The organism is Streptomonospora halophila, from assembly GCF_039542725.1.
GTDB classification, from domain to species: Bacteria; Actinomycetota; Actinomycetes; order Streptosporangiales; family Streptosporangiaceae; genus Streptomonospora; species Streptomonospora halophila.
The window spans coordinates 64,533-85,304 of sequence record NZ_BAABIK010000025.1 but is presented as its reverse complement, the minus strand read 5'-3'; the positions used below and the strand labels follow the sequence as shown (position 1 = coordinate 85,304).

12 protein-coding genes and 1 tRNA gene are annotated in these 20,772 nt (G+C 71.1%); 11 read left to right on the top strand and 2 right to left on the bottom strand.

Annotated elements, in window-relative coordinates:
• The first annotated feature begins 912 nt into the window (after positions 1-912).
• Positions 913-1,503 carry a TMEM165/GDT1 family protein gene (locus ABEA15_RS19675; protein ID WP_345558108.1) on the top strand — a complete coding sequence of 197 codons (591 nt, stop codon included), beginning with the start codon at positions 913-915 and terminating at the stop codon, positions 1,501-1,503.
• Position 1,504: 1 nt separating this feature from the next.
• Here ABEA15_RS19675 and ABEA15_RS19670 read toward each other — a convergent pair whose 3' ends face one another.
• Both ABEA15_RS19670 and ABEA15_RS19665 read right to left on the bottom strand, forming a co-directional pair.
• Positions 1,505-2,551, bottom strand: coding sequence for an adenosine deaminase (locus tag ABEA15_RS19670; protein WP_345558106.1), 1,047 nt, complete (start codon positions 2,549-2,551; stop codon positions 1,505-1,507).
• 81 nt (positions 2,552-2,632) lie between these two features.
• On the bottom strand, positions 2,633-3,841 hold the full coding sequence (locus tag ABEA15_RS19665; protein WP_345558104.1) for a pyridoxal phosphate-dependent aminotransferase: 1,209 nt from the start codon (positions 3,839-3,841) through the stop codon (positions 2,633-2,635).
• 243 nt (positions 3,842-4,084) lie between these two features.
• Here ABEA15_RS19665 and ABEA15_RS19660 point away from each other — a divergent pair.
• The 10 genes from ABEA15_RS19660 to ABEA15_RS19615 all read left to right on the top strand — a co-directional run bounded on the left by ABEA15_RS19660 (position 4,085) and on the right by ABEA15_RS19615 (position 20,410).
• Positions 4,085-4,157: transfer RNA gene (locus ABEA15_RS19660), tRNA-Trp, on the top strand.
• A 114-nt stretch (positions 4,158-4,271) separates the two neighbouring features.
• On the top strand, positions 4,272-4,556 hold the full coding sequence (gene secE / locus ABEA15_RS19655; RefSeq protein ID WP_344141908.1) for a preprotein translocase subunit SecE: 285 nt from the start codon (positions 4,272-4,274) through the stop codon (positions 4,554-4,556).
• Positions 4,557-4,680: 124 nt separating this feature from the next.
• Positions 4,681-5,553, top strand: a complete 873-nt coding sequence (gene nusG / locus ABEA15_RS19650) for a transcription termination/antitermination protein NusG (RefSeq protein ID WP_345558102.1) — start codon at positions 4,681-4,683, stop codon at positions 5,551-5,553.
• A gap of 259 nt (positions 5,554-5,812) precedes the next feature.
• Complete coding sequence (rplK, locus tag ABEA15_RS19645) at positions 5,813-6,241, top strand: 50S ribosomal protein L11 (protein ID WP_344141906.1); 429 nt, start codon at positions 5,813-5,815, stop codon at positions 6,239-6,241.
• 85 nt (positions 6,242-6,326) lie between these two features.
• The gene (gene rplA / locus ABEA15_RS19640) at positions 6,327-7,028 is read left to right on the top strand and encodes a 50S ribosomal protein L1 (RefSeq protein ID WP_344141905.1); all 702 of its coding nucleotides are present in this window, start codon (positions 6,327-6,329) and stop codon (positions 7,026-7,028) included.
• Positions 7,029-7,440: 412 nt separating this feature from the next.
• The gene (rplJ, locus tag ABEA15_RS19635; protein ID WP_344141904.1) at positions 7,441-7,974 is read left to right on the top strand and encodes a 50S ribosomal protein L10; all 534 of its coding nucleotides are present in this window, start codon (positions 7,441-7,443) and stop codon (positions 7,972-7,974) included.
• A gap of 87 nt (positions 7,975-8,061) precedes the next feature.
• The gene (gene rplL, locus ABEA15_RS19630) at positions 8,062-8,448 is read left to right on the top strand and encodes a 50S ribosomal protein L7/L12 (RefSeq protein WP_344141902.1); all 387 of its coding nucleotides are present in this window, start codon (positions 8,062-8,064) and stop codon (positions 8,446-8,448) included.
• Between the two features lie 815 nt (positions 8,449-9,263).
• Positions 9,264-12,731 carry a DNA-directed RNA polymerase subunit beta gene (gene rpoB / locus ABEA15_RS19625; RefSeq protein WP_344141901.1) on the top strand — a complete coding sequence of 1,156 codons (3,468 nt, stop codon included), beginning with the start codon at positions 9,264-9,266 and terminating at the stop codon, positions 12,729-12,731.
• Between the two features lie 34 nt (positions 12,732-12,765).
• A complete protein-coding gene (locus tag ABEA15_RS19620) occupies positions 12,766-16,641 on the top strand; it encodes a DNA-directed RNA polymerase subunit beta' (protein ID WP_344141900.1) in 3,876 nt (1,291 codons plus the stop codon).
• Positions 16,642-16,798: 157 nt separating this feature from the next.
• Positions 16,799-20,410 carry a hypothetical protein gene (locus ABEA15_RS19615; protein WP_345558098.1) on the top strand — a complete coding sequence of 1,204 codons (3,612 nt, stop codon included), beginning with the start codon at positions 16,799-16,801 and terminating at the stop codon, positions 20,408-20,410.
• Positions 20,411-20,772 lie beyond the last annotated feature (362 nt).

Here is a 20,772-nt window from a genome sequence, read left to right as displayed (position 1 = left end):
AATCGGGCATGGGGTGCTCTGGTCCGGCCCGCGCGGGCGAAGAGCCGCGCCGAAAACCCCTCACGCCCTCACCGCCGCCGTCGCGACCGCCACCGGCGGGCACGGGGACCGATGCGCGCGGGCTGGACCGTCCAGCGCCGGCGCCGGCGCCGCCCTCGTCGTGACCGCGACCGGCGGGCACCGGGACCAATGGCCGCGGGCCTGGCTACCCACCGCCGCCGTTGCTGCCCCCGTTGGATGCGTGATCGGCGGGCACGGGGACCGATGCGCGCGGGCTGGACCGCCCAGCGCCGGCGCCGTACCCGTTGCTCGGCCCAACCGGCGGGCACCGGGACCGATGGTCGCGGGCTCGGCCATCCGTCGCCGTTGCCGCCTCGTCGCGACCGCTACCGGCGGGCACCGGGAGCGATGGTCGTGGGCTGGGCCGTCCGCTGCCTTTGCTGCTCCGTTGGATGCGTGACCGGCGGGCACCGGGACTGATGGTCGTGGGCTGGGCCGTCCGCTGCCTTTGCTGCCCCCGTCGCGACCGCTACCGGCGGGCACCCGAACCGTCGGCCGCGGGCCCGGCCGCCCACCCACCCTCGCGCCGGCAATGGAAAACCGCCCTAAGCACCTTTTATGTTCGCCCCGCCCAACTCCGGTATTGGCCATTCTTTCCGCCGGTGGACGCCATTCCCAAGAATTGCGAAATCGAATTCCCCTGCTACCGTGGAAAACATCGAAGGGGAGTAGTCCTCGATTCGCGCGGTCGACACACCGGCGGATCCGCCGCGGGCACAGGTGCCCGGGCCGATCTGCCCGGCCGCGCGGGCCTGTGTTGCGAGCGGGCGGACGAGACCTTCGTCCCGGCGGTGAACGGCCGGGGCGAGGCGCCTTTTTTCGCTTCCGCCCGGCGCAGACGACGGAGGACGCATGGAGTTTCTGCTCGCGATCGCGGCCAGTACCGCTGTGGTGTTCGTCGCAGAATTGGGCGACAAGACCCAGCTGGTCGCGATGTCGCTGGCGACCCGCTACCGGGCCGCGACCGTGCTGCTGGGCATCACGATCGCCACCCTCCTGGTGCACGGGCTGAGCGTCCTCATCGCCGAGGTCGTGGGACTGGCCCTGCCGACCGATTGGATCACGCTCGCCGCGGGGATCGCCTTCGTCGGGTTCGGCGTGTGGACCCTGCTCGGCGACGAGCTGACCGACAAGGACGAGGAGCGCGCGGCCTCCCGCAGGATCGGATCCGGGCTCATCACCGTGGCCGTGGTGTTCTTCACGGCCGAGCTCGGCGACAAGACCATGCTCGCCACGATCACCGTCGGCACCCACTACGACTGGCTGCCGGTGTGGATCGGGTCCACCGTCGGCATGGTGGTCGCCGACGCGCTGGCCATCGCGCTGGCAGCCGTCCTCGGCAAGAAGCTGCCCGAACGGGCCGTGCAGATCGGTGCGGCTCTGCTGTTCTTCCTCGCGGGCGGCGCCATGGTCGTCGAGGGCGTGCGTGCGGTCGCCGGGTGACTCAGCCGGCCGAAGCGCCCTCCTCCGCTCCCGGCGGCGTGGTCAGCCAGGTGTCCACCCCCGCCAGCAGCTCCTTCTTCAGCGCGTCCGGGGCCGCGGACCCGCGGATCGACATCCGCGCCAGCTCGGCCAGCTCCCCGTCGTCGAATCCGAACACCTCGCGGGCGATGCGGTACTGCTCGGCCAGGCGCGGACCGAAGAGCAGCGGGTCGTCGGCGCCCAGGGCGATGGGGGCGCCCGCGTCGAAGAGCCGGCGCAGCGGGACGCGGCCCAGCTCGTCATAGACCCCAAGCGCCACGTTGGAGCTGGGGCAGACCTCCAAGGTGACGCCCTGGGTGGCGATGCGCTCCAGCAGATAGGGGTCGCCGGTCGCGCCCACGCCGTGGCCGACGCGGTCGGCCGCCAGCTCGTCCAGGCACTCGCGCACGCTGCGCGCCCCCAGCAGCTCCCCGCCGTGCGGGGCCGACAGCAGGCCGGCGCGCCGCGCGATGCGGAAGGCGCCCTCGAAGTCCAGGGCGCGCCCCCGCCGCTCATCGTTGTTCAGGCCGAAGGAGACCACGCCGCGGCCCGCGTACTGGGCGGCCAGCCGGGCCAGCGCCTTGGCGTCGAGGGGGTGCTTGGTGCGGTTGGCCGCGACCATGATCCCGATTCCCACACCGCTCTCGCGCTCGGCGGCGCGCGCGGCGTCGAGCACCAGCTCCAGCGTGGAGGTCAGGCCGTCGAAGCGCGAGGCGTAGCCGCTGGGATCCACCTGGATCTCCAGCCAGCCCGACCCGGCGGCCCGCTCCTCCTCGGCGGTCTCGCTGAGCAGCCGGTACATCACCTCGGGGGTGCGCAGCACCGACCGTGCGATGTCGTAGAGCCGCTGGAACCGGAACCATCCGCGCTCGTCGGTGGCACGCAGCCGGGGCGGCCAGTCCGTGGCCAGCGACTGCGGCAGGTGGACGCCGTGGCGCTCGGCGAGCTCGATCAGCGTCGCGTGCCGCATCGAACCGGTGAAGTGCTGGTGCAGGTGGGCCTTGGGGAGTCGGGAGATGGGACGTTCCATGTCCCAAGGGTGCCTCAGACGGCGGGGCGGTGCCGGAGGTCCCCCGAAAACCTCCGGCACCGCCCCGGGGCGCTCGGGTCCCTACGCGGACTCGCCGATGAGCTTCTGGATGCGGCCGACGCCCTCGGCGAGGTCGGAGTCGCCCAGCGCGTAGGACAGCCGCAGGTAGCCCGGCGTGCCGAACGCCTCACCCGGCACCACCGCGACCTCGGCCTGCTCCAGGATGACCTCGGCCAGTTCGGCGGAGGTCTGCGGCCGCCGCCCGCGGATCTCGCGGCCCAGGAGGCCCTTGACCGAGGGGTAGGCGTAGAACGCGCCCTCGGGCTCGGGGCACAGCACGCCGTCGATCTCGTTGAGCATGCGCACGATGGTCTGCCGGCGCCGGTCGAACGCCGTGCGCATCTCGGCGACGGCCGCCAGGTCGCCGGAGACCGCGGCGAGCGCGGCGGCCTGGGAGACGTTGGCGACGTTGGAGGTGGCGTGCGACTGGAGGTTGCCCGCCGCCTTGACGACGTCCGCGGGCCCCGCGATCCAGCCCACGCGCCAGCCCGTCATCGCGTAGGTCTTGGCCACGCCGTTGACGACCACGGTGCGGTCGGCGATCTCGGGCACCTCGACCGGCAGCGAGGTGAAGGTCGCGTCGCCGTAGACCAGGTGCTCGTAGATCTCGTCGGTGAGCACCCACAGCCCGTGCTCGGCGGCCCACCGGCCGACGGCGCGGACCTGCTCGGGCGGATACACCGCGCCCGTCGGGTTGGACGGCGAGACGAACACGAGCACCTTGGTGCGCTCGGTGCGGGCGGCCTCCAGGTCCTCGACCGAGGCGAGGTAGCCGGTGGACTCGTCGGTGACGACGTAGCGGGGCACACCGCCGGCCAGCTTGACCGACTCGGGGTAGGTCGTCCAGTACGGCGCCACGATCAGGGCCTCGTCGCCCGGGTCCAGCAGTGTGGCGAAGGCCTCGTAGATGGCCTGCTTGCCGCCGTTGGTGACCAGGACCTGGGAGGGCTCGACGGAGTAGCCGGAGTCGCGCAGGGTCTTGGCCGCGATCGCCTCCTTGAGCTCGGGGAGCCCGCCCGCGGGGGTGTAGCGGTGGAACCGCGGCTCGTGGCAGGCCTGCGCCGCGGCCTCGACGATGTAGTCGGGAGTCGGGAAGTCGGGCTCGCCGGCGCCGAACCCGATGACGGGGCGCCCTTGGGCCTTCATTGCCTTTGCCTTGGCATCCACCGCCAGCGTCGCTGACTCGGAGATGCCGCCGATACGTGCGGAGATGCGAGGTCGGTCAGTCATGTCACCATGCTTACACGCGCGGGCGAGTCGTTTTCAGCGTCCGGGCGCGAGGGTGCGGACCTCGTGCTGCGGCGGGTCCCGGACGTCCTTGGAGGCCCCTCCTCCGCGGATTCGGGTTGGTTCCGCAACGCGATTGGGCATACACTCGTGCAACCGATGGTCCGGACACCGGGCGCCGAGTGCTGTACTCGGTACACGGGCACTCCGAACCACGGTTATTGTGGGTGCCGCGGTATCCGCTGAAGGGCAGTGGCTCAATTGGAAGAGCACCGGTCTCCAAAACCGGCGGTTGGGGGTTCGAGTCCCTCCTGCCCTGCAAAGGACACTTGGGCGAGGCACGGCGCACCGCGCTCGGCGCGGTTGGCGTCCTCGATCGAGGCAGTTCCGCCGGAACAGTCCAGCCGAACCGTCGACTCCTAAGGACCTACAGGTGACACAGACTGACGCGGACGCCAAGCCGGAGAAGCCCAAGCGTCGTACCGGTCCGGTGACCTTCACCAAGCAGGTCGTCGGTGAACTCCGCAAGGTTCGCTGGCCCACGCGGCGCGAGCTCATCACCTACACGATCGTCGTGATCGTGTTCGTGCTCATCATGGTCGGTTACGTCTCGCTGCTCGACTTCGGATTCGGCGAGGCCGTCACATGGCTCTACGGCCAGTTCACCCCCGACGCCGGCGGCGGCGCGGGTGCGGGGACCGGGACCCCCGGCCAGTAACGGCGCGCGCGGTCGGCGAAGCATGGCCGCGAAGCGTCCGACTAGCCCCTAAGCTGGCAGTAACCGGCGACGGCGCTATCGAAGCGCGCCGTCCAGCGCGCAACCGACGAGAGAAAGAGCAGCCGTGTCCGAGTCCCCACTGAGCCCCGGCGATCTCCCTATTGAGGAGCGGGACGGGTCGTCGGAGGAAGAGGCCGGTCAGCGCGCCGAGTACATCGACCCCGCCGACGAGGCCGCGTTCGCGGCCGAGTCCGAGCAGGGCGGCGCCGACGACGAGGCCCGAGCCGAGCAGGCCGAGGGCGGCGACGCGGCAGGCGCCGGGGAAGCCTCCGAGGCCGAGGGCGGAGAGGAGGCCGACGAGTCTCTTGCGGAGGACGAGGCCGACGAGCCCGCCGCCCCCCGCGTCGACCCCGTCGAGGAGTTCAAGCAGGAGCTGCTGCTGCTCCCCGGCGACTGGTACGTGGTGCACACCTACGCCGGCTACGAGAACCGCGTCAAGGCCAACGTCGAGAGCCGCACCCAGTCGCTGAACATGGAGGAGTACATCTTCCAGGTCGAGGTGCCCACCCAGGAGGTCACCGAGGTCAAGAGCGGCAAGCGGCAGCAGGTCACCGAGAAGGTGCTGCCCGGCTACGTGCTGGTGCGCCTGGAGCTCACCGACGAGTCCTGGGCGGCCATCCGCAACACCCCCGGTGTGACCGGGTTCGTCGGCCTGTCGAACAAGCCCGCTCCCCTGAGCCTGCAGGAGGTCGCCGACCTCCTCGCGCCCGAGCCCGAGGAGCAGCCCGAGCAGCCGGCGAAGGAGAAGGCCGAGCCGCGCTCCGACGTCGCCTACGAGGTCGGGGAGTCCGTCACCGTGATGGAGGGTCCGTTCGCGACCCTGCCCGCCACGGTGAGCGAGATCAACGCCGATACCCAGAAGCTCAAGGTGCTGGTCTCGATCTTCGGCCGCGAGACCCCGGTCGAGCTCGGTTTCAACCAGGTCTCCAAGATCTAGGGCCCCCTCGGGGAGTCCCCGCCCAGCGGTCGCCGCGCCACCGGTGCCCGGCGGCGCGTAGACTTGACGGGTTCGCCCTTGGACGGGCGGACCCGTCGCGCCCCTCCGCGCCCGTGCGCCTGGGGCGTCCCACGCCTGAGCGCGGATCCCGCGCAGGTGTGGCCACCACCGCGGACGCGAAGCCTCCGCGCTGCGGTCAGGCCCGCGGGCCGACCGTCCGGGATCCACGACACACAGCAGATCAGGCAAAGGACCCGAAATGCCTCCGAAGAAGAAGATCGCCGCGCTGGTTAAGGTCCAGCTCCCCGCGGGCCAGGCCACCCCGGCGCCGCCCGTCGGTACCGCGCTCGGTCCGCACGGCGTCAACATCATGGACTTCTGCAAGCAGTACAACGCTGCCACGGAAGCCCAGCGCGGGAGCGTCATCCCCGTAGAGATCACCATCTACGAGGACCGCTCGTTCACCTTCATCACCAAGACGCCGCCGGCGCCCAAGCTGATCCTCAAGGCCGCCGGCCTCGACAAGGGCAGCAACGACCCCAGCCGCAAGACGGCCGGTTCGGTGAGCGAGGACCAGATCCGCGAGATCGCGCAGACCAAGCTGCCCGACCTCAACACCGACGACCTGGACGTCGCGTCCAAGATCGTCGCCGGCACCGCCCGCTCCATGGGCATCCGGATCAAGTAGGCGGACGGCCGGACCACGAGCCGACAGGCAACCCGTGGCAGGGCCCAGCGCTGGCCCCTACCACACCTCTCGATTTGGAGAAGCAGTGAAGCGCAGCAAGAACCACCGCAAGGCCAGCCAGCTGGTCGACCGCGACAAGCTCTACGCGCCCCTGGAGGCCGTAAAGCTGGCCAAGCAGACCGCCGTGGTCAAGTTCGACCCCACCGTGGAGGTCGCCCTGCGCCTGGGCGTCGACCCGCGCAAGGCCGACCAGATGGTCCGCGGCACCGTGAACCTGCCGCACGGCACCGGCAAGACCGCCCGGGTCCTGGTCTTCGCCACCGGTGACCGCGCCGAGCAGGCCCGCGAGGCCGGCGCCGACTACGTCGGCGACGACGACCTCGTCGAGGCGATCCAGAAGGGCTTCCTCGACTTCGACGCCGTCGTGGCAACGCCCGACCTGATGGGCAAGGTCGGCCGCCTGGGCCGGGTGCTCGGCCCCCGCGGCATGATGCCCAACCCCAAGACCGGCACCGTCACGCCCGACGTCGTCAAGGCCGTCACCGAGATCAAGGGCGGCAAGATCGAGTTCCGCGTCGACCGGCACGGCAACCTGCACTTCATCATCGGCAAGCTCTCCTTCGACGAGGCGCAGCTGGTGGAGAACTACGGCGCCGCGCTGGACGAGGTGATCCGGCTCAAGCCTTCCGCCGCCAAGGGGCGCTACCTCAAGAAGGCGACCATGACCACCACCATGGGCCCGGGCATCCCGGTCGACCCCAACATCACCCGGCCCGCCGCCGCCTGACGGCGGACCGTGTGACGGCAGCGCGACGGCGCCCCGGCTCCCGCGAGGAGCCGGGGCGCCGTTCTCGTGTGCAGGCCGCGGGCGGGCCGCCGGATCACGAGGCCCCATCCCCGGGGCGCGGTGGGCGCGGCCGTCCGCCGCGCGGGCCGGCGAGGGCCCGGACCGGCGGACGGCGGCGGCAGCACTCCCGGGCGTCGGTTAGACTGGTAGACGCCGAAGACCGCCGGTCGCCACCCCGAGGGTGGCCTAAGGTCCCATGCGAATGGGCGGCCCGCGCAGGTGTACCGAGAGCGACGGCGTTTTTCCCCGTCGCGCCCCGTGCCCCTGCGCCGGGGCTTTTTTCATGCGCCTCTCGCCTTCCCACCGCCAGGACCTTTGCTTCGGACCGGCGTTCACAGTTGGAAGGAGTCCCATGGCGAGGCCGGACAAGGCAGCCGCGGTCGCCGAGCTCAAAGAGGAATTCGAGAGCTCGCAGGGCGCAGTGCTGACCGAATACCGGGGGCTCAGCGTGGCGCAGGTTACTCAACTGCGCCGCAGCCTCGGCCAGAACGCGCGTTTCCGTATCGTCAAGAACACGCTGAGCAAGATCGCGGCCACCGAGGCCGGTCTGGACGAGCAGGTCCTGGACCTGTTCGAGGGCCCCTCGGCCATCGCCTTCGTCCGCGGGGACGTCGTCGAGGCCGCCAAGGGTCTGCGTGACTTCGCGAAGGCGAACGCGCCGCTGGTGATCAAGGGCGGCGTCATCGACGGCAAGGCGATGAGCCCCGAGCAGATCACCAAGATGGCCGACCTCGAGTCCCGCGAGGTGCTGCTCTCCAAGATGGCCGGCGTCCTGAAGGCCAAGCAGGGCCAGGCCGCAGCGGTGTTCCAGGCGCTGCCGCTCAAGACGGCGCGACTGGCCAAGGCGCTGCACGACAAGCGTTCCGATGAGGGCGCGGAGAGCTAGCGACGACCCCCGCCGGCGTACCCGCGCCGGTATCAGGCTTGGCACGGCCGCAGGGCGCGTGTCGGTAGAGGAAAGAGAGACCGCATTATGGCGAAGCTCAGCAACGAAGAGCTCCTTAGCGCCTTCGAGGAGATGACCCTCCTGGAGCTGTCGGAGTTCGTCAAGCTGTTCGAGGACAAGTTCGACGTCGAGGCCGCCGCTCCGGCCGCCGCCGTCGTCGCCGCCCCGGGTGCCGGTGCCCCCGAGGAAGAGGTCGAGGAGCAGTCGGAGTTCGACGTCGTCCTCGAGTCCGCCGGCGACAAGAAGATCCAGGTCATCAAGGAGGTCCGCGGGCTGACGAGCCTCGGCCTCAAGGAGGCCAAGGACCTGGTCGACAACGCCCCGAAGCCGCTGATGGAGGGCGTCAGCAAGGACAACGCCGACAAGGCCAAGGAGGCCCTGGAAGGCGCCGGCGCCACCGTCACGCTCAAGTAGGACCGGGCGTGCGACCGCCTGCCGCGTGCGCGCGGCCCGGCGGGTCTGCGCATCAGGGCGGCCGCCCCGCGGGGCGGCCGCCCTTTTCGCGTCGGGGCCCGGCGCACCGGGCCTCCGGTGCGCCTGCGGCGCGGAAGCCGCCTCGATGCGGCGGGCCCCTGCGGCCCCGTGGACGGGGCCGCCCGATGCGGCGCGGCGAGGCCGCGGCCGCCCGCGGACGGGGCGGTGCCGCGGACGGCCGGGCTCATGGGACCATGGCCGAAACCGGGATTCGATGATGCCCGGAACATGCTCGAAAGCGGTGCGCGACGCGGCCGGGCGAGGGGTGCGAAGAGGTGGTCGGGTGTCACACGCGGTGTGCGCGCCCGCGCGCGGCGGCACCGGCGCGGTAGCGGAGGGGCGTGGGGGCGGCTCCGGGAAAGAAGATACGTTCCCGCATGTCCGGCGCCTCACACCCCGAATTTCCTGTGGGGCCTCTCACGGGCACCGAACCGCGCGCACGGCGCCGCCCGGGCTTGACGGATCCGCCTGTTGGGGCGATGCTGCGTGGTGTCGTGACTGACTTCGGGGGGTGCGGTTGGACAGCGGTGTAGTATTCGGCTACACTGCCCTTTTGCGCTGCCCATTGACGATCCGTGTGCCGGTGTCCGTGCTCCGCGGCCGGATTCCGAGGCTCCCTCGGTGTTCCCGGACCCCACCGTACGTTCTCCACTTAGAGCTCCCGCCCGATGTCCGTCGGCGGGTCTCGGCCAGACATTCCGGATCGTCCGGCGTGCGCGCGCATCAACCGCCACAAGCCTTCGGAAGGACCCCTGTTGGCAGCCTCGCGCAACGCCTCCGCTAACGACCTTGGTCCGAACCGCGTTTCCTTCGCCCGTATTCGGGAGCCACTCGAAGTCCCGAACCTCCTGGCCCTGCAGACCGAGTCGTTCGACTGGCTGCTCGGTAACGAGAAGTGGAGTACCCGAGTCGAGGCGGCTCGTAACGCCGGCCGCAAGGACGTTCCGGAGCAGTCCGGTCTCGAAGAGATCTTCGAGGAGATCAGTCCCATCGAGGACTTCTCCGGGACCATGTCGCTCTCGTTCCGCGACCACCGGTTCGAGCCGCCCAAGTACTCCGAAGAGGAGTGCAAGGACAAGGACATGACCTACTCCGCCCCGATGTTCGTCACGGCGGAGTTCATCAACAACGACACCGGTGAGATCAAGAGCCAGACGGTCTTCATGGGCGACTTCCCGCTCATGACCGCGAAGGGCACGTTCATCATCAACGGCACCGAGCGCGTCGTGGTGTCGCAGCTCGTCCGTTCGCCTGGCGTGTACTTCGACCGCCAGGTCGACAAGACCTCCGACAAGGACCTCTACGGCTGCAAGGTCATCCCGTCGCGCGGCGCCTGGCTGGAGTTCGAGGTCGACAAGCGCGACTTCGTGGGCGTCCGCATCGACCGCAAGCGCAAGCAGGGCGTCACCGTGCTGCTCAAGGCGCTGGGCTGGACCACCGACCAGATCCTGGAGCGCTTCGGCTCCTACGAGTCGATCCGCAACACGCTGGAGAAGGACCCCACCGCGGGTACCGACGACGCGCTCCTGGACATCTACCGCAAGCTCCGCCCGGGCGAGCCGCCGACGAAGGAGTCCGCCCAGGCGCTGCTGGAGAACCTCTACTTCAATCCCAAGCGCTACGACCTCGCCAAGGTCGGCCGGTACAAGATCAACAAGAAGCTCGGCCTCGACACCGAGTTCACGCAGGGCACGCTCACCGAAGACGACATCGTCGCCACGATCGACTACCTCGTGCGGCTGCACGCCGGCGAGGAGGAGCTGGAGACCAGCCAGGGCGCCCGCCCGATCGAGACCGACGACATCGACCACTTCGGCAACCGCCGCCTGCGTACCGTCGGCGAGCTCATCCAGAACCAGGTGCGCCTGGGGCTGGCCCGCATGGAGCGCGTCGTCCGCGAGCGGATGACCACCCAGGACGTCGAGGCGATCACGCCGCAGACCCTGATCAACATCCGGCCGGTCGTCGCCTCCATCAAGGAGTTCTTCGGCACCAGCCAGTTGTCCCAGTTCATGGACCAGACCAACCCCCTGGCGGGGCTGACCCACAAGCGGCGGCTCAACGCGCTGGGTCCGGGCGGTCTGTCGCGCGAGCGCGCCGGCTTCGAGGTGCGCGACGTGCACCCGTCGCACTACGGCCGCATGTGCCCGATCGAGACCCCTGAGGGTCCCAACATCGGCCTGATGGGTTCGCTGGCGGGCTACGGCCGCGTCAACTCCTTCGGCTTCGTCGAGACCCCCTACCGCAAGGTCGTCGACAACAAGCTGACCGACGAGGTCTTCTACCTCACCGCCGACGAGGAGGACCGCTACGTCATCGCCCAGGCGAACACGCCTGTGGACGCCGAGGGCAACTTCCTCGACGACCGCGTGCTGGTCCGCCGGAAGGGCGGGGAGTTCGAGGCCGTCACGGTCGACGAGGTCGAGTACATGGACGTGTCGCCGCGCCAGATGGTGTCGGTCGCCACCGCCATGATCCCCTTCCTGGAGCACGACGACGCCAACCGCGCGCTGATGGGCTCCAACATGCAGCGCCAGGCGGTGCCGCTGCTGCGCGCCGAGTCGCCGATCGTGGGCACCGGCATGGAGTACCGGGCGGCCACCGACGCCGGCGAGGTCGTCCTCGCCGAGAAGGCGGGCGTGGTCGAGGACGTCACGGCCGACTACGTCACCGTGATGGCCGACGACGGCACGCGCAAGACCTACCGGCTCGGCAAGTTCCGCCGCAGCAACCAGGGCACGTGCTTCAACCAGCGCCCGATCGTCGAGGAGGGCCAGCGGGTCGAGGAGACCCAGGTGCTCGCCGACGGCCCGTCCACCGACCACGGCGAGATGTCGCTGGGCCGCAACCTGCTCGTGGCGTACATGTCCTGGGAGGGCCACAACTACGAGGACGCCATCGTCCTCTCCCAGCGCCTGGTCCAGGACGACGTGCTCTCCTCGATCCACATCGAGGAGCACGAGGTCGACGCCCGCGACACCAAGCTGGGCCCCGAGGAGATCACCCGCGAGATCCCCAACGTCAGCGAGGAGGTCCTGGCCGACCTCGACGACCGCGGGATCATCCGCATCGGCGCCGAGGTCATCGACGGCGACATCCTCGTCGGCAAGGTCACGCCCAAGGGCGAGACCGAGCTGACCCCCGAGGAGCGCCTGCTTCGCGCGATCTTCGGCGAGAAGGCGCGCGAGGTCCGCGACACCTCGCTGAAGGTGCCCCACGGCGAGTCCGGCAAGGTCATCGGCGTTCGCGTCTTCAGCCGCGAGGAGGGCGACGAGCTCCCGCCCGGCGTCAATGAGCTGGTGCGCGTCTACGTCGCGCAGAAGCGCAAGATCACCGACGGCGACAAGCTCGCCGGCCGCCACGGCAACAAGGGTGTCATCGCCAAGATCCTGCCGCAGGAGGACATGCCGTTCATGGAGGACGGCACCCCTGTCGACATCGTTCTCAACCCGCTGGGCGTGCCCGGCCGGATGAACGTCGGGCAGGTCCTGGAGATCCACCTGGGCTGGCTGGCGAAGAACGGCTGGAAGGTCGACGGCGACGACGAGGCCTGGAAGCAGGCGATGCACGAGATCGGCGCCGCCGACATCACACCCGGAACGAAGGTGGCCACCCCGGTCTTCGACGGTCTGCGCGAGGACGAGATCGGCGGTCTGCTGGCCTCCAGCCTCCCCAACGAGGACGGAGTCCGGCTGGTCGACGAGCACGGCAAGGCGCAGCTGTACGACGGCCGCACCGGCGAGCCGTTCGCCGAACCGATCGCGGTGGGCTACACCTACTTCCTCAAGCTGCACCACCTGGTCGACGACAAGATCCACGCACGCTCCACCGGGCCGTACTCGATGATCACCCAGCAGCCGCTGGGCGGTAAGGCGCAGTTCGGGGGCCAGCGCTTCGGCGAGATGGAGGTCTGGGCCCTGGAGGCCTACGGCGCCGCCTACGCGCTGCAGGAGCTGCTGACGATCAAGTCCGACGACGTCCTGGGCCGCGTGAAGGTCTACGAGGCGATCGTCAAGGGCGAGAACATCCCCGAGCCGGGCATCCCCGAATCCTTCAAGGTGCTCATCAAGGAGATGCAGTCGCTCTGTCTGAATGTGGAGGTGCTGTCCAGCGACGGTATGTCGATCGAGATGCGGGATACCGATGAGGACGTCTTCCGGGCAGCGGAGGAACTGGGAATCGACCTTGGCCGGCGCGAGCCGAGCAGTGTCGAAGAGGTCTAACTTCCGCGATCTTCAAGAGCAGGGGACGAATTAAGTGCTCGACGTCAACTTCTTCGACGAGCTCCGGATTGGCCTCGCCACCGCCGACGAGATCCGACAGTGGTCGCACGGCGAGGTCAAGAAGCCGGAAACCATCAACTACCGGACCCTTAAGCCGGAAAAGGACGGGCTCTTCTGCGAGAAGATCTTCGGTCCGACCCGCGACTGGGAGTGCTACTGCGGCAAGTACAAGCGCGTCCGGTTCAAGGGCATCATCTGCGAGCGCTGCGGTGTGGAGGTCACCCGGGCCAAGGTCCGGCGTGAGCGCATGGGCCACATCGAGCTCGCCGCCCCGGTGACCCACATCTGGTACTTCAAGGGTGTTCCCAGCCGCTTGGGCTACCTGCTCGACCTGGCGCCGAAGGATCTCGAGAAGATCATCTACTTCGCCGCCTACATGGTCACCTGGGTCGACACCGAGGCCCGCGAGCGCGACCTGCAGTCGCTGGAGGCCCGCATCTCGGTGGAGCGCCAGCACCTGGAGCAGCGCCGCGACTCCGCCGTCGAGGAGCGCCACAAGAAGCTCGAGAACGACCTCGCCGAGCTGGAGGAGCAGGGCGCCAAGGGCGACGCGCGGCGCAAGGTCCGCGAGTCGGCCGAGCGCGAGATGCGCCAGATCCGCGACCGGGTCCAGCGCGAGATCGACCGGCTCGAAGAGGTCTGGAACCGCTTCAAGAACCTCAAGGTGCAGGACCTCGAGGGCGACGAGATGCTCTACCGCGAGATGCGGGACCGCTTCGGCAAGTACTTCCGCGGCGGCATGGGCGCTCAGGCGATCCAGGAGCGGCTGGCCAACTTCGACCTCGACGCCGAGGCCGAGCGGCTGCGCGAGACCATCCGCAGCGGCAAGGGCCAGAAGAAGGCGCGTGCCCTCAAGCGCCTCAAGGTCGTCTCGGCGTTCCTCAACACCCGCAACAGCCCCATGGGCATGGTGCTTGACTGCATCCCGGTCATCCCGCCGGACCTGCGCCCGATGGTGCAGCTCGACGGCGGCCGGTTCGCCACCTCGGACCTGAACGACCTGTACCGCCGGGTCATCAACCGCAACAACCGCCTCAAGCGGCTGCTGGACCTCGGCGCGCCCGAGATCATCGTCAACAACGAGAAGCGGATGCTGCAGGAGGCCGTCGACGCGCTGTTCGACAACGGCCGCCGCGGCCGCCCGGTCACCGGGCCGGGCAACCGTCCGCTGAAGTCGCTGTCCGACATGCTCAAGGGCAAGCAGGGCCGCTTCCGGCAGAACCTGCTGGGCAAGCGCGTCGACTACTCCGGCCGCTCGGTCATCGTGGTCGGCCCGCAGCTCAAGCTGCACCAGTGCGGCCTGCCCAAGCAGATGGCCCTGGAGCTGTTCAAGCCGTTCGTGATGAAGCGCCTGGTCGACCTGAACCACGCGCAGAACATCAAGAGCGCCAAGCGCATGGTCGAGCGGTCCCGCCCGGTGGTCTGGGACGTCCTCGAAGAGGTCATCACCGAGCACCCGGTGCTGCTCAACCGCGCGCCGACGCTGCACCGCCTGGGGATCCAGGCCTTCGAGCCGCAGCTGGTCGAGGGCAAGGCCATCCAGATCCACCCGCTGGTGTGCACCGCCTTCAACGCCGACTTCGACGGCGACCAGATGGCGGTCCACCTGCCGCTGTCCGCCGAGGCCCAGGCCGAGGCGCGGCTGCTGATGCTGGCCAGCAACAACATCCTCAAGCCGTCCGACGGCAAGCCGGTGACCATGCCCACCCAGGACATGATCATCGGGCTGTACTACCTGACCACCCTCAAGGAGGACGGCCAGGGAGCCGGCCGGGCGTACCGCACCCCGGCGGAGGCCATCATGGCCTACGACCTGGGCGAGCTCGACCTTCAGGCGCCGATCAAGCTGCGTGTTGACGGCGATGTGCCGCCGCCGCGCGAGTGGGTCGAGCCCGAGGCCCACGAGCCCGGCGAGCCCTACACGCTCGACACGACCCTGGGGCGCTACCTCTTCAACGAGACCACGCCCTCGGACTACCCGTTCGTGAACTACCAGGTGGGCAAGAAGCAGGTGTCCTCCCTGGTCAACGAGCTGGCCGAGAACTACCCCAAGGTCCAGGTCGCGTCCACGCTGGACGCGTTCAAGGACGCCGGGTACCACTGGGCCACCCGGTCGGGCCTGACCATCGGGATCTCCGACGTGCTCGCGCCGCCGCGCAAGACGGAGATCCTGGAGGGCCACGAGCGCCAGGCCGACAAGATCCAGCGCGAGTTCGACCGCGGTCTCATCACCGACGACGAGCGCCGCCAGGAGCTCACGGAGATCTGGACCAAGGCCACCAACGAGGTCGCCAAGGACATGGAGGACAACGCTCCCGCCGACAACCCGGTGTGGATGATGGTGAACTCCGGCGCCCGAGGCAACCCGATGCAGGTGCGCCAGATCGCGGGCATCCGCGGCCTGGTCTCCAACACGCGCGGCGAGACCATCCCGCGTCCGATCAAGTCCTCCTACCGCGAGGGCCTGTCGGTGCTGGAGTACTTCATCTCCACGCACGGACAGCGCAAGGGACTGGCCGACACCGCGCTGCGTACGGCCGACTCCGGGTACCTGACCCGGCGCCTGGTCGACGTCGCCCAGGACGTCATCGTGCGCGAGGTCGACTGCCAGACGGACCGCTCGCTGTGGCACGAGTTCGGCGAGGAGAACGCCGCGGGCACCGTGGTGCGCAAGCACAACGTCGAGAACACCGGCTTCGGCCGGACCATCGCCGAGGACGTCGTCGTCGACGGCAAGGTCGTCGTGCCGGCCGGAACCGACACCTCCGAGCCGATCATCGACAAGCTGGTCGAGAACGGCGTCGAGCGGGTCCGCGTGCGCAGCTCGCTCACCTGCGAGGCCAAGATCGGCGTGTGCAGCACCTGCTACGGCCGTTCGATGGCGACGGGCAAGCCCGTCGACGTCGGCGAGGCCATCGGCATCATCGCCGCGCAGTCCATCGGTGAGCCCGGTACCCAGCTGACCATGCGGACCTTCCACATGGGCGGTTCGGCCGGCAAGGACATCACCCACGGCCTGCCGCGTGTGACCGAGCTGTTCGAGGCCCGCATCCCCAAGGGTGTGGCCCCGATCAGCGAACTCGAAGGCCGCATCCGCATCGAGGACACCGAGAAGAGCCGGAAGATCATCCTCGTGCCCGACGACGGGTCCGACGAGATCTCCTACCCGGTGCCCATGCGCGCCCAGCTGCTGGTGGGCGAGGGCGACCACGTCGCCGTCGGCCAGCAGCTCATCCAGGGCGCCATCAACCCGCACGAGGTGCTGCGCATCCAGGGCCCGCGGGCCGTGCAGCAGCACCTGGTGTCGGAGGTGCAGGAGGTCTACAAGTCGCAGGGCGTCTCGATCCACGACAAGCACATCGAGATCATCGTGCGGCAGATGCTCAAGCGGGTGAACATCCTGGAGTCCGGCGACTCCGAGCTGCTGCCCGGCGAGATGGTCGAGCGGCCCAAGTTCGAGTCCATCAACCGCCGCGTCGTGGCCGAAGGCGGTCAGCCCGCGGCCGGCCGCCCGGTGCTGCTCGGCATCACCAAGGCGTCGCTGGCCACGGAGTCGTGGCTGTCGGCGGCGTCGTTCCAGGAGACCACCCGGGTTCTCACCGAGAACGCCATCCACGGCAAGAGCGACCCGCTGGTGGGCCTCAAGGAGAACGTCATCATCGGTAAGCTCATCCCGGCCGGTACCGGCTTGCCGCAGTACCGCAACGTCCGGGTCGAGCCGACCGAGGAGGCGAAGGCGTCGATGTATTCGGTGTCGGGCTACGAGGAGCCCAGCGAGTACACCTTCGGGCAGGGTTCGGGAGAGGCCGTGCCGCTGGAGGAGTACGACTTCGGGCCCTACAACAGGTGACCTGAAGAGTCGATCGGCGAATTCGCTTGGTAGAACGAGCGGCGGCGGTGGTCCACCCGTTTACCGGGTGGGCTACCGCCGTTCGTCGTTGCGGCTCGGCATACTCGGTTATCGATGGGGAGAGCAGCGCCTAGGCGCGGTCGGGAGATCGAAGACAGTGACGGACAACGGGGGACAGCGGTACGTGCCGCCCGATGGTGACCACGGTGCCCGCCGGGACGCCGAGGGATCGTGGTTCAGGCCGAGCGGCGACCGCCACCGGACGCAGTCCCAGTACGAGGAGACCTATCAGGAAGCCGGCGCCGCCGAGGAGGGCGAGGCGGCCCGGCCCGGCGAGGACGGACGCGCGCAGGCGCGCCCGCAGGACCCCTACGCCGGGCACCCGCACGAGGGTGACCGGCAGCGGTCGGCCTTCCCCAACAGCGGGGGCTACCCGGGCGTCGGCGGCGGGCGCCCCGGCATGGCCGAGCCCTATCCCTCGGCGCTGGGCGACCTCGGGCTGCCCGGCGACGACCCGCGCGGCGCGGCTCCCGGGCAGGAACCGCCGCCGCTCAGCCGCCCGTACACGGCGTCCGCAGAGCCCGGGGGCGGCGCGAACGCCGGTGCGGATCGGCCGGTCTCCGAGCCGGCCCCGACCCGCGATCCCCGTTCCTTCGGCGAGCCCGGCAGCGGCGGCACGGGAGGGCCGGCGCACCAGGCCCGGTCGGGCTACGCCGAACCGAGGGGAGCCGGCACCGGCGAAGCCGGCACCGTCGGGGGGTACCGGCTGCCCGACGCCCCCGGCTCCGGTTCCCAGGACGCCCCGCTGAGCGCCCTTGAAGGCACCGGCGGCTACCCCGGATTCGGGTCGACGGTGCGCTCATCGCGCGACGACCACCGTCCGAGCGCCCCCGGCGCCGCGTACGCAGGTCCCTCCGCCGACGAGTCCCGGCAGTACCCGGGCTCCGGTCGTATGCAGGCCGGTCCCGGCCTCGGCGGCCGCCCGGAACCGGGCGAAGCCGACTCCGGACCCGATACCGAGCCGTTCTCCGCGAGGGATGTGGAGAACACGGCCGATCCGGCCCGCCCGACCGATCACCGCGGCTCCGGGACCGCTCCGCGGCCCGGCGGGGATCCCGCGCCCGCGGCGCGGGACGAGCGGGAGGGCGCCGGCCGGCAGCCGGGGGGCGCCCCTGCCCCCTTCGGCGAGCCGGGCGGCCCGGCCGCCCGCGAGGCGCCCGGCCCCTACGGCCGCGCCGAGACCGCGGGCCCGGCGGAGCCGCAGTGGCCGGCCGGCGGGTCCTACGGCGCGGGCGCGGGCGCGGGCGCGGGCGCGGGTGCGGGTGCGACCGGGTCCTGGGACCGCGCCTCGTTCGGCGAGCAGCGCGAGCCCGAGCGGTTCGGTCCCTCCGAACAGGCCCCCGACGACTTCCGCGGCGCTGCCGAGCGGTTCGGTCCCTCCGAACACGCCTCCGACGACTTCCGCGGCGCTGCCGACCGGTTCGGCGCGCCGGAGGCCGAACCGCACGCGGGCGCCCGGTCGGCGGGCGCACCCTGGCCGGCGGACCCCGCGCTCGGTGCGGCGGGCGGCGGCGCGCCGTACGGCGAGGCGTCCTACGGCGACCACTCCGCGTACGGCGACCGGCGCGACCCGCGCAGCGGCGAGGAGCCGCGGTGGGAGCGCCCCGGCACCGACCACCCGCATCAGGACGAGCGCCCCTCCTCCTATGGAACAGACTTCCCCGGCCCGGCCGAGCCCGGCGGTGCCGCAGGCGAGCCCCGGCGCTTCGCCTCCGGCGCCGCGTACCGGCTCGACCCCGAGTCCGGGCCGCTGCCCCGCTGGGACGCCGCGAACGCGGACCCGCTCGACCCGCCGCGCGGCGGGTCGGCCGGAAACGACCCCGCGGCGCGGCCCGGCGCCGAGCCGGACCCCGCCAGCGGCTACGACGACGAGCTGTCCCGCCCCTACTCCCACCGGATCCAGATGGAGGACGACCCGTCCTCGCGGTCGGCGTACTCCTGGTCGGACCCCTCCCGCGGCGAGCCCGGCCCGACCCCCTCGGAGTGGACCCCCGCTCCGTCCGAGCCCGGGGCTTCCCCGCCCGAGTGGACCCCCGCTGCGTCCGAGCCCGGATTCGGGCCGGAAGCCGGCTCCGGGCGGCCGGAGCCCGGCCGCGGCCCAGCGGAGGGCCCCTCCGGCGGTCCCGACGGCGGCCTGGGTACAGGCAGCGGCAACACCTGGGCGTTCAGCCGCGACGACACCCGGCTGCCGGACGAGGTCCGCCAGGCCGTCGACGAGGCGCAGCGCCGGCGCCGCGAGGGCTCGCCGGACCAGACGACCCGGTTCCCGCAGTCGCGGGACGAGGGCGGCTCGGGTGAACCGCCGGCGCCCGGGCCGGGCAGCGCATCCGCAGCGGGGCCGGGCTCCGGTCTCGGCGACGACCCGCTGTCGGCGATCGCGGCTCAGCAGGCGCGCGCCCGCGGCGGCGAGCCGGCCCGCGGCGCCCCCTACGCGGGGGAGCCCTTCGCGCCGGGCACCGCGGCCGGGGGCGAAGACGGGCCGCACACCGGGGCGGTGCCCGCCTCCGGCGACGAACTCGGGCCGGACCTGCGCGGCGGCGGCGACTTCCCCGCCGGCGACGAGCTCGGGCCGGACCTGCGCGGCGGCGGTCCCGCCGACGCCGGCGTCGGGGGTCCGCACGGCGGATTCGACGAGTACGGCGAAGGCCACCACGACCGCCACGGTCGGCCCGGCTATGAGGAGCGGTACGGCGACGCGCGGTCCGGCGAGTACGGACGCGAAGCCGACTACGGGCAGTACGGCGGCTACGGGCGCGAAGCCGACTTCGGGTACGGCCGCGGCGAGGCCGCGGGCGGGCCCGCACCGGAGTACGGCCCCGGCCCCGAAGGCGGCATCGGGTACGACTCCTACACCCAGGCGCCCGGCCCGGACCACCGGCCCGGCGGCCAGGACGGCCCCGGCTCCGTCGCCGATTCCTACCCGGAGTACGCCGACCGGCGCGGCGGCGAGCCGCCGCGCGGGGACGCCTTCTCCGGAGGGGACGGTTCCGCCTACGAGGGCCTGTCCACCGCGGGCGCGCCGCCCGCCGACTACGGGCGGCCGGGCGGTGCGGGGCCCGAAGGCCCGGAGACCGCCGCCATGGACCTCGGCGCGTACGCGGCGGACGCCGGCGGGTACGGCTCCGGACCCACACAGGATGCGGACCCCTACGGCGAGGGGTACGGCACCTCGCCCTACGGCTCGGGCGGCTACGGAGGCGCGCCGCCGGAGGGCTACGGCGGCGGCTACGGTCCCGGCGGCGAGGGGTACGGCACCCCGCCCTACGGCCCGGGCGGCTCCGAGGGCATGCGGCCCGAGGACTACGGCACCGACCCCGGCGCCTACGGCGAGGACGACCGGAGCGGCCGGGCGCCCCGCGACTCCCGCGATCCGATAAGGCAGGAGTTCCCCGGCTTCGACCGCCCGCTCGGCGGCGCGGCCGGCGACCCCTACCCCGGCTACGACAACATCGACCACTGGCCCGACACCGCGCCGGAGGCGTCGGCCACCCTGTGGCTGGGCATCGCCGCGCTGGTGCCGGTGATCGGTCTGTTCACCGCCGTTGCGGCCCTGATGACGGGCTCGCGGGCGCGGCGCGCGATCCGCCGCTCGCAGGGTGAGCTCGAAGGACTGAACCTGGTCCGGCTGGGCACGATCCTGGCCTGGGCCGGCATCGGGCTGCTGCTGGTGGAGGTCGCGGTCTACGTGGGGGTGTTCGTGCTCTCCTGACGCCGCTCCGCAGGCACCCGCCGCGGGTGCCTGCAAAGGAGGCTCCGGTGCCCGGTGCGGCCGCGACCGCACCGGGCACCGGTGTCTTCGGCCACATCCGCGGGCGCGCCGCGCGGACAGTGGCGGGAAGTCCCGGACCTGATGGGGATTATTCCGCACGAGCACTCCTGAGAGCCCGTACACTAGAGGAAGACCTACGACAGCATGAGGCTGCGGAATCAGGAGTACCGAAGCTGGCGGTCGTCATTTTGACCTGCTACAGAGCCTTCGGTACTCTGTAAATTCGTGCCCGTGAGTCGACGGGTCAGCACGTGCGCACTCTGCGAACGGCTTTCGCCGGACAGTGCAGAGCGCGGAGCGTG

Excerpts from the sequence above, each read along its gene's own strand:
- ABEA15_RS19675 (WP_345558108.1), top strand. The coding sequence starts at position 913 with ATGGAGTTTCTGCTCGCGATCGCGGCCAGTACCGCTGTGGTGTTCGTC.
- ABEA15_RS19670 (WP_345558106.1), bottom strand. The coding sequence starts at position 2,551 with ATGGAACGTCCCATCTCCCGACTCCCCAAGGCCCACCTGCACCAGCAC.
- ABEA15_RS19665 (WP_345558104.1), bottom strand. The coding sequence starts at position 3,841 with ATGACTGACCGACCTCGCATCTCCGCACGTATCGGCGGCATCTCCGAG.
- rplK (WP_344141906.1), top strand. The coding sequence starts at position 5,813 with ATGCCTCCGAAGAAGAAGATCGCCGCGCTGGTTAAGGTCCAGCTCCCC.
- rplJ (WP_344141904.1), top strand. The coding sequence starts at position 7,441 with ATGGCGAGGCCGGACAAGGCAGCCGCGGTCGCCGAGCTCAAAGAGGAA.
- rplL (WP_344141902.1), top strand. The coding sequence starts at position 8,062 with ATGGCGAAGCTCAGCAACGAAGAGCTCCTTAGCGCCTTCGAGGAGATG.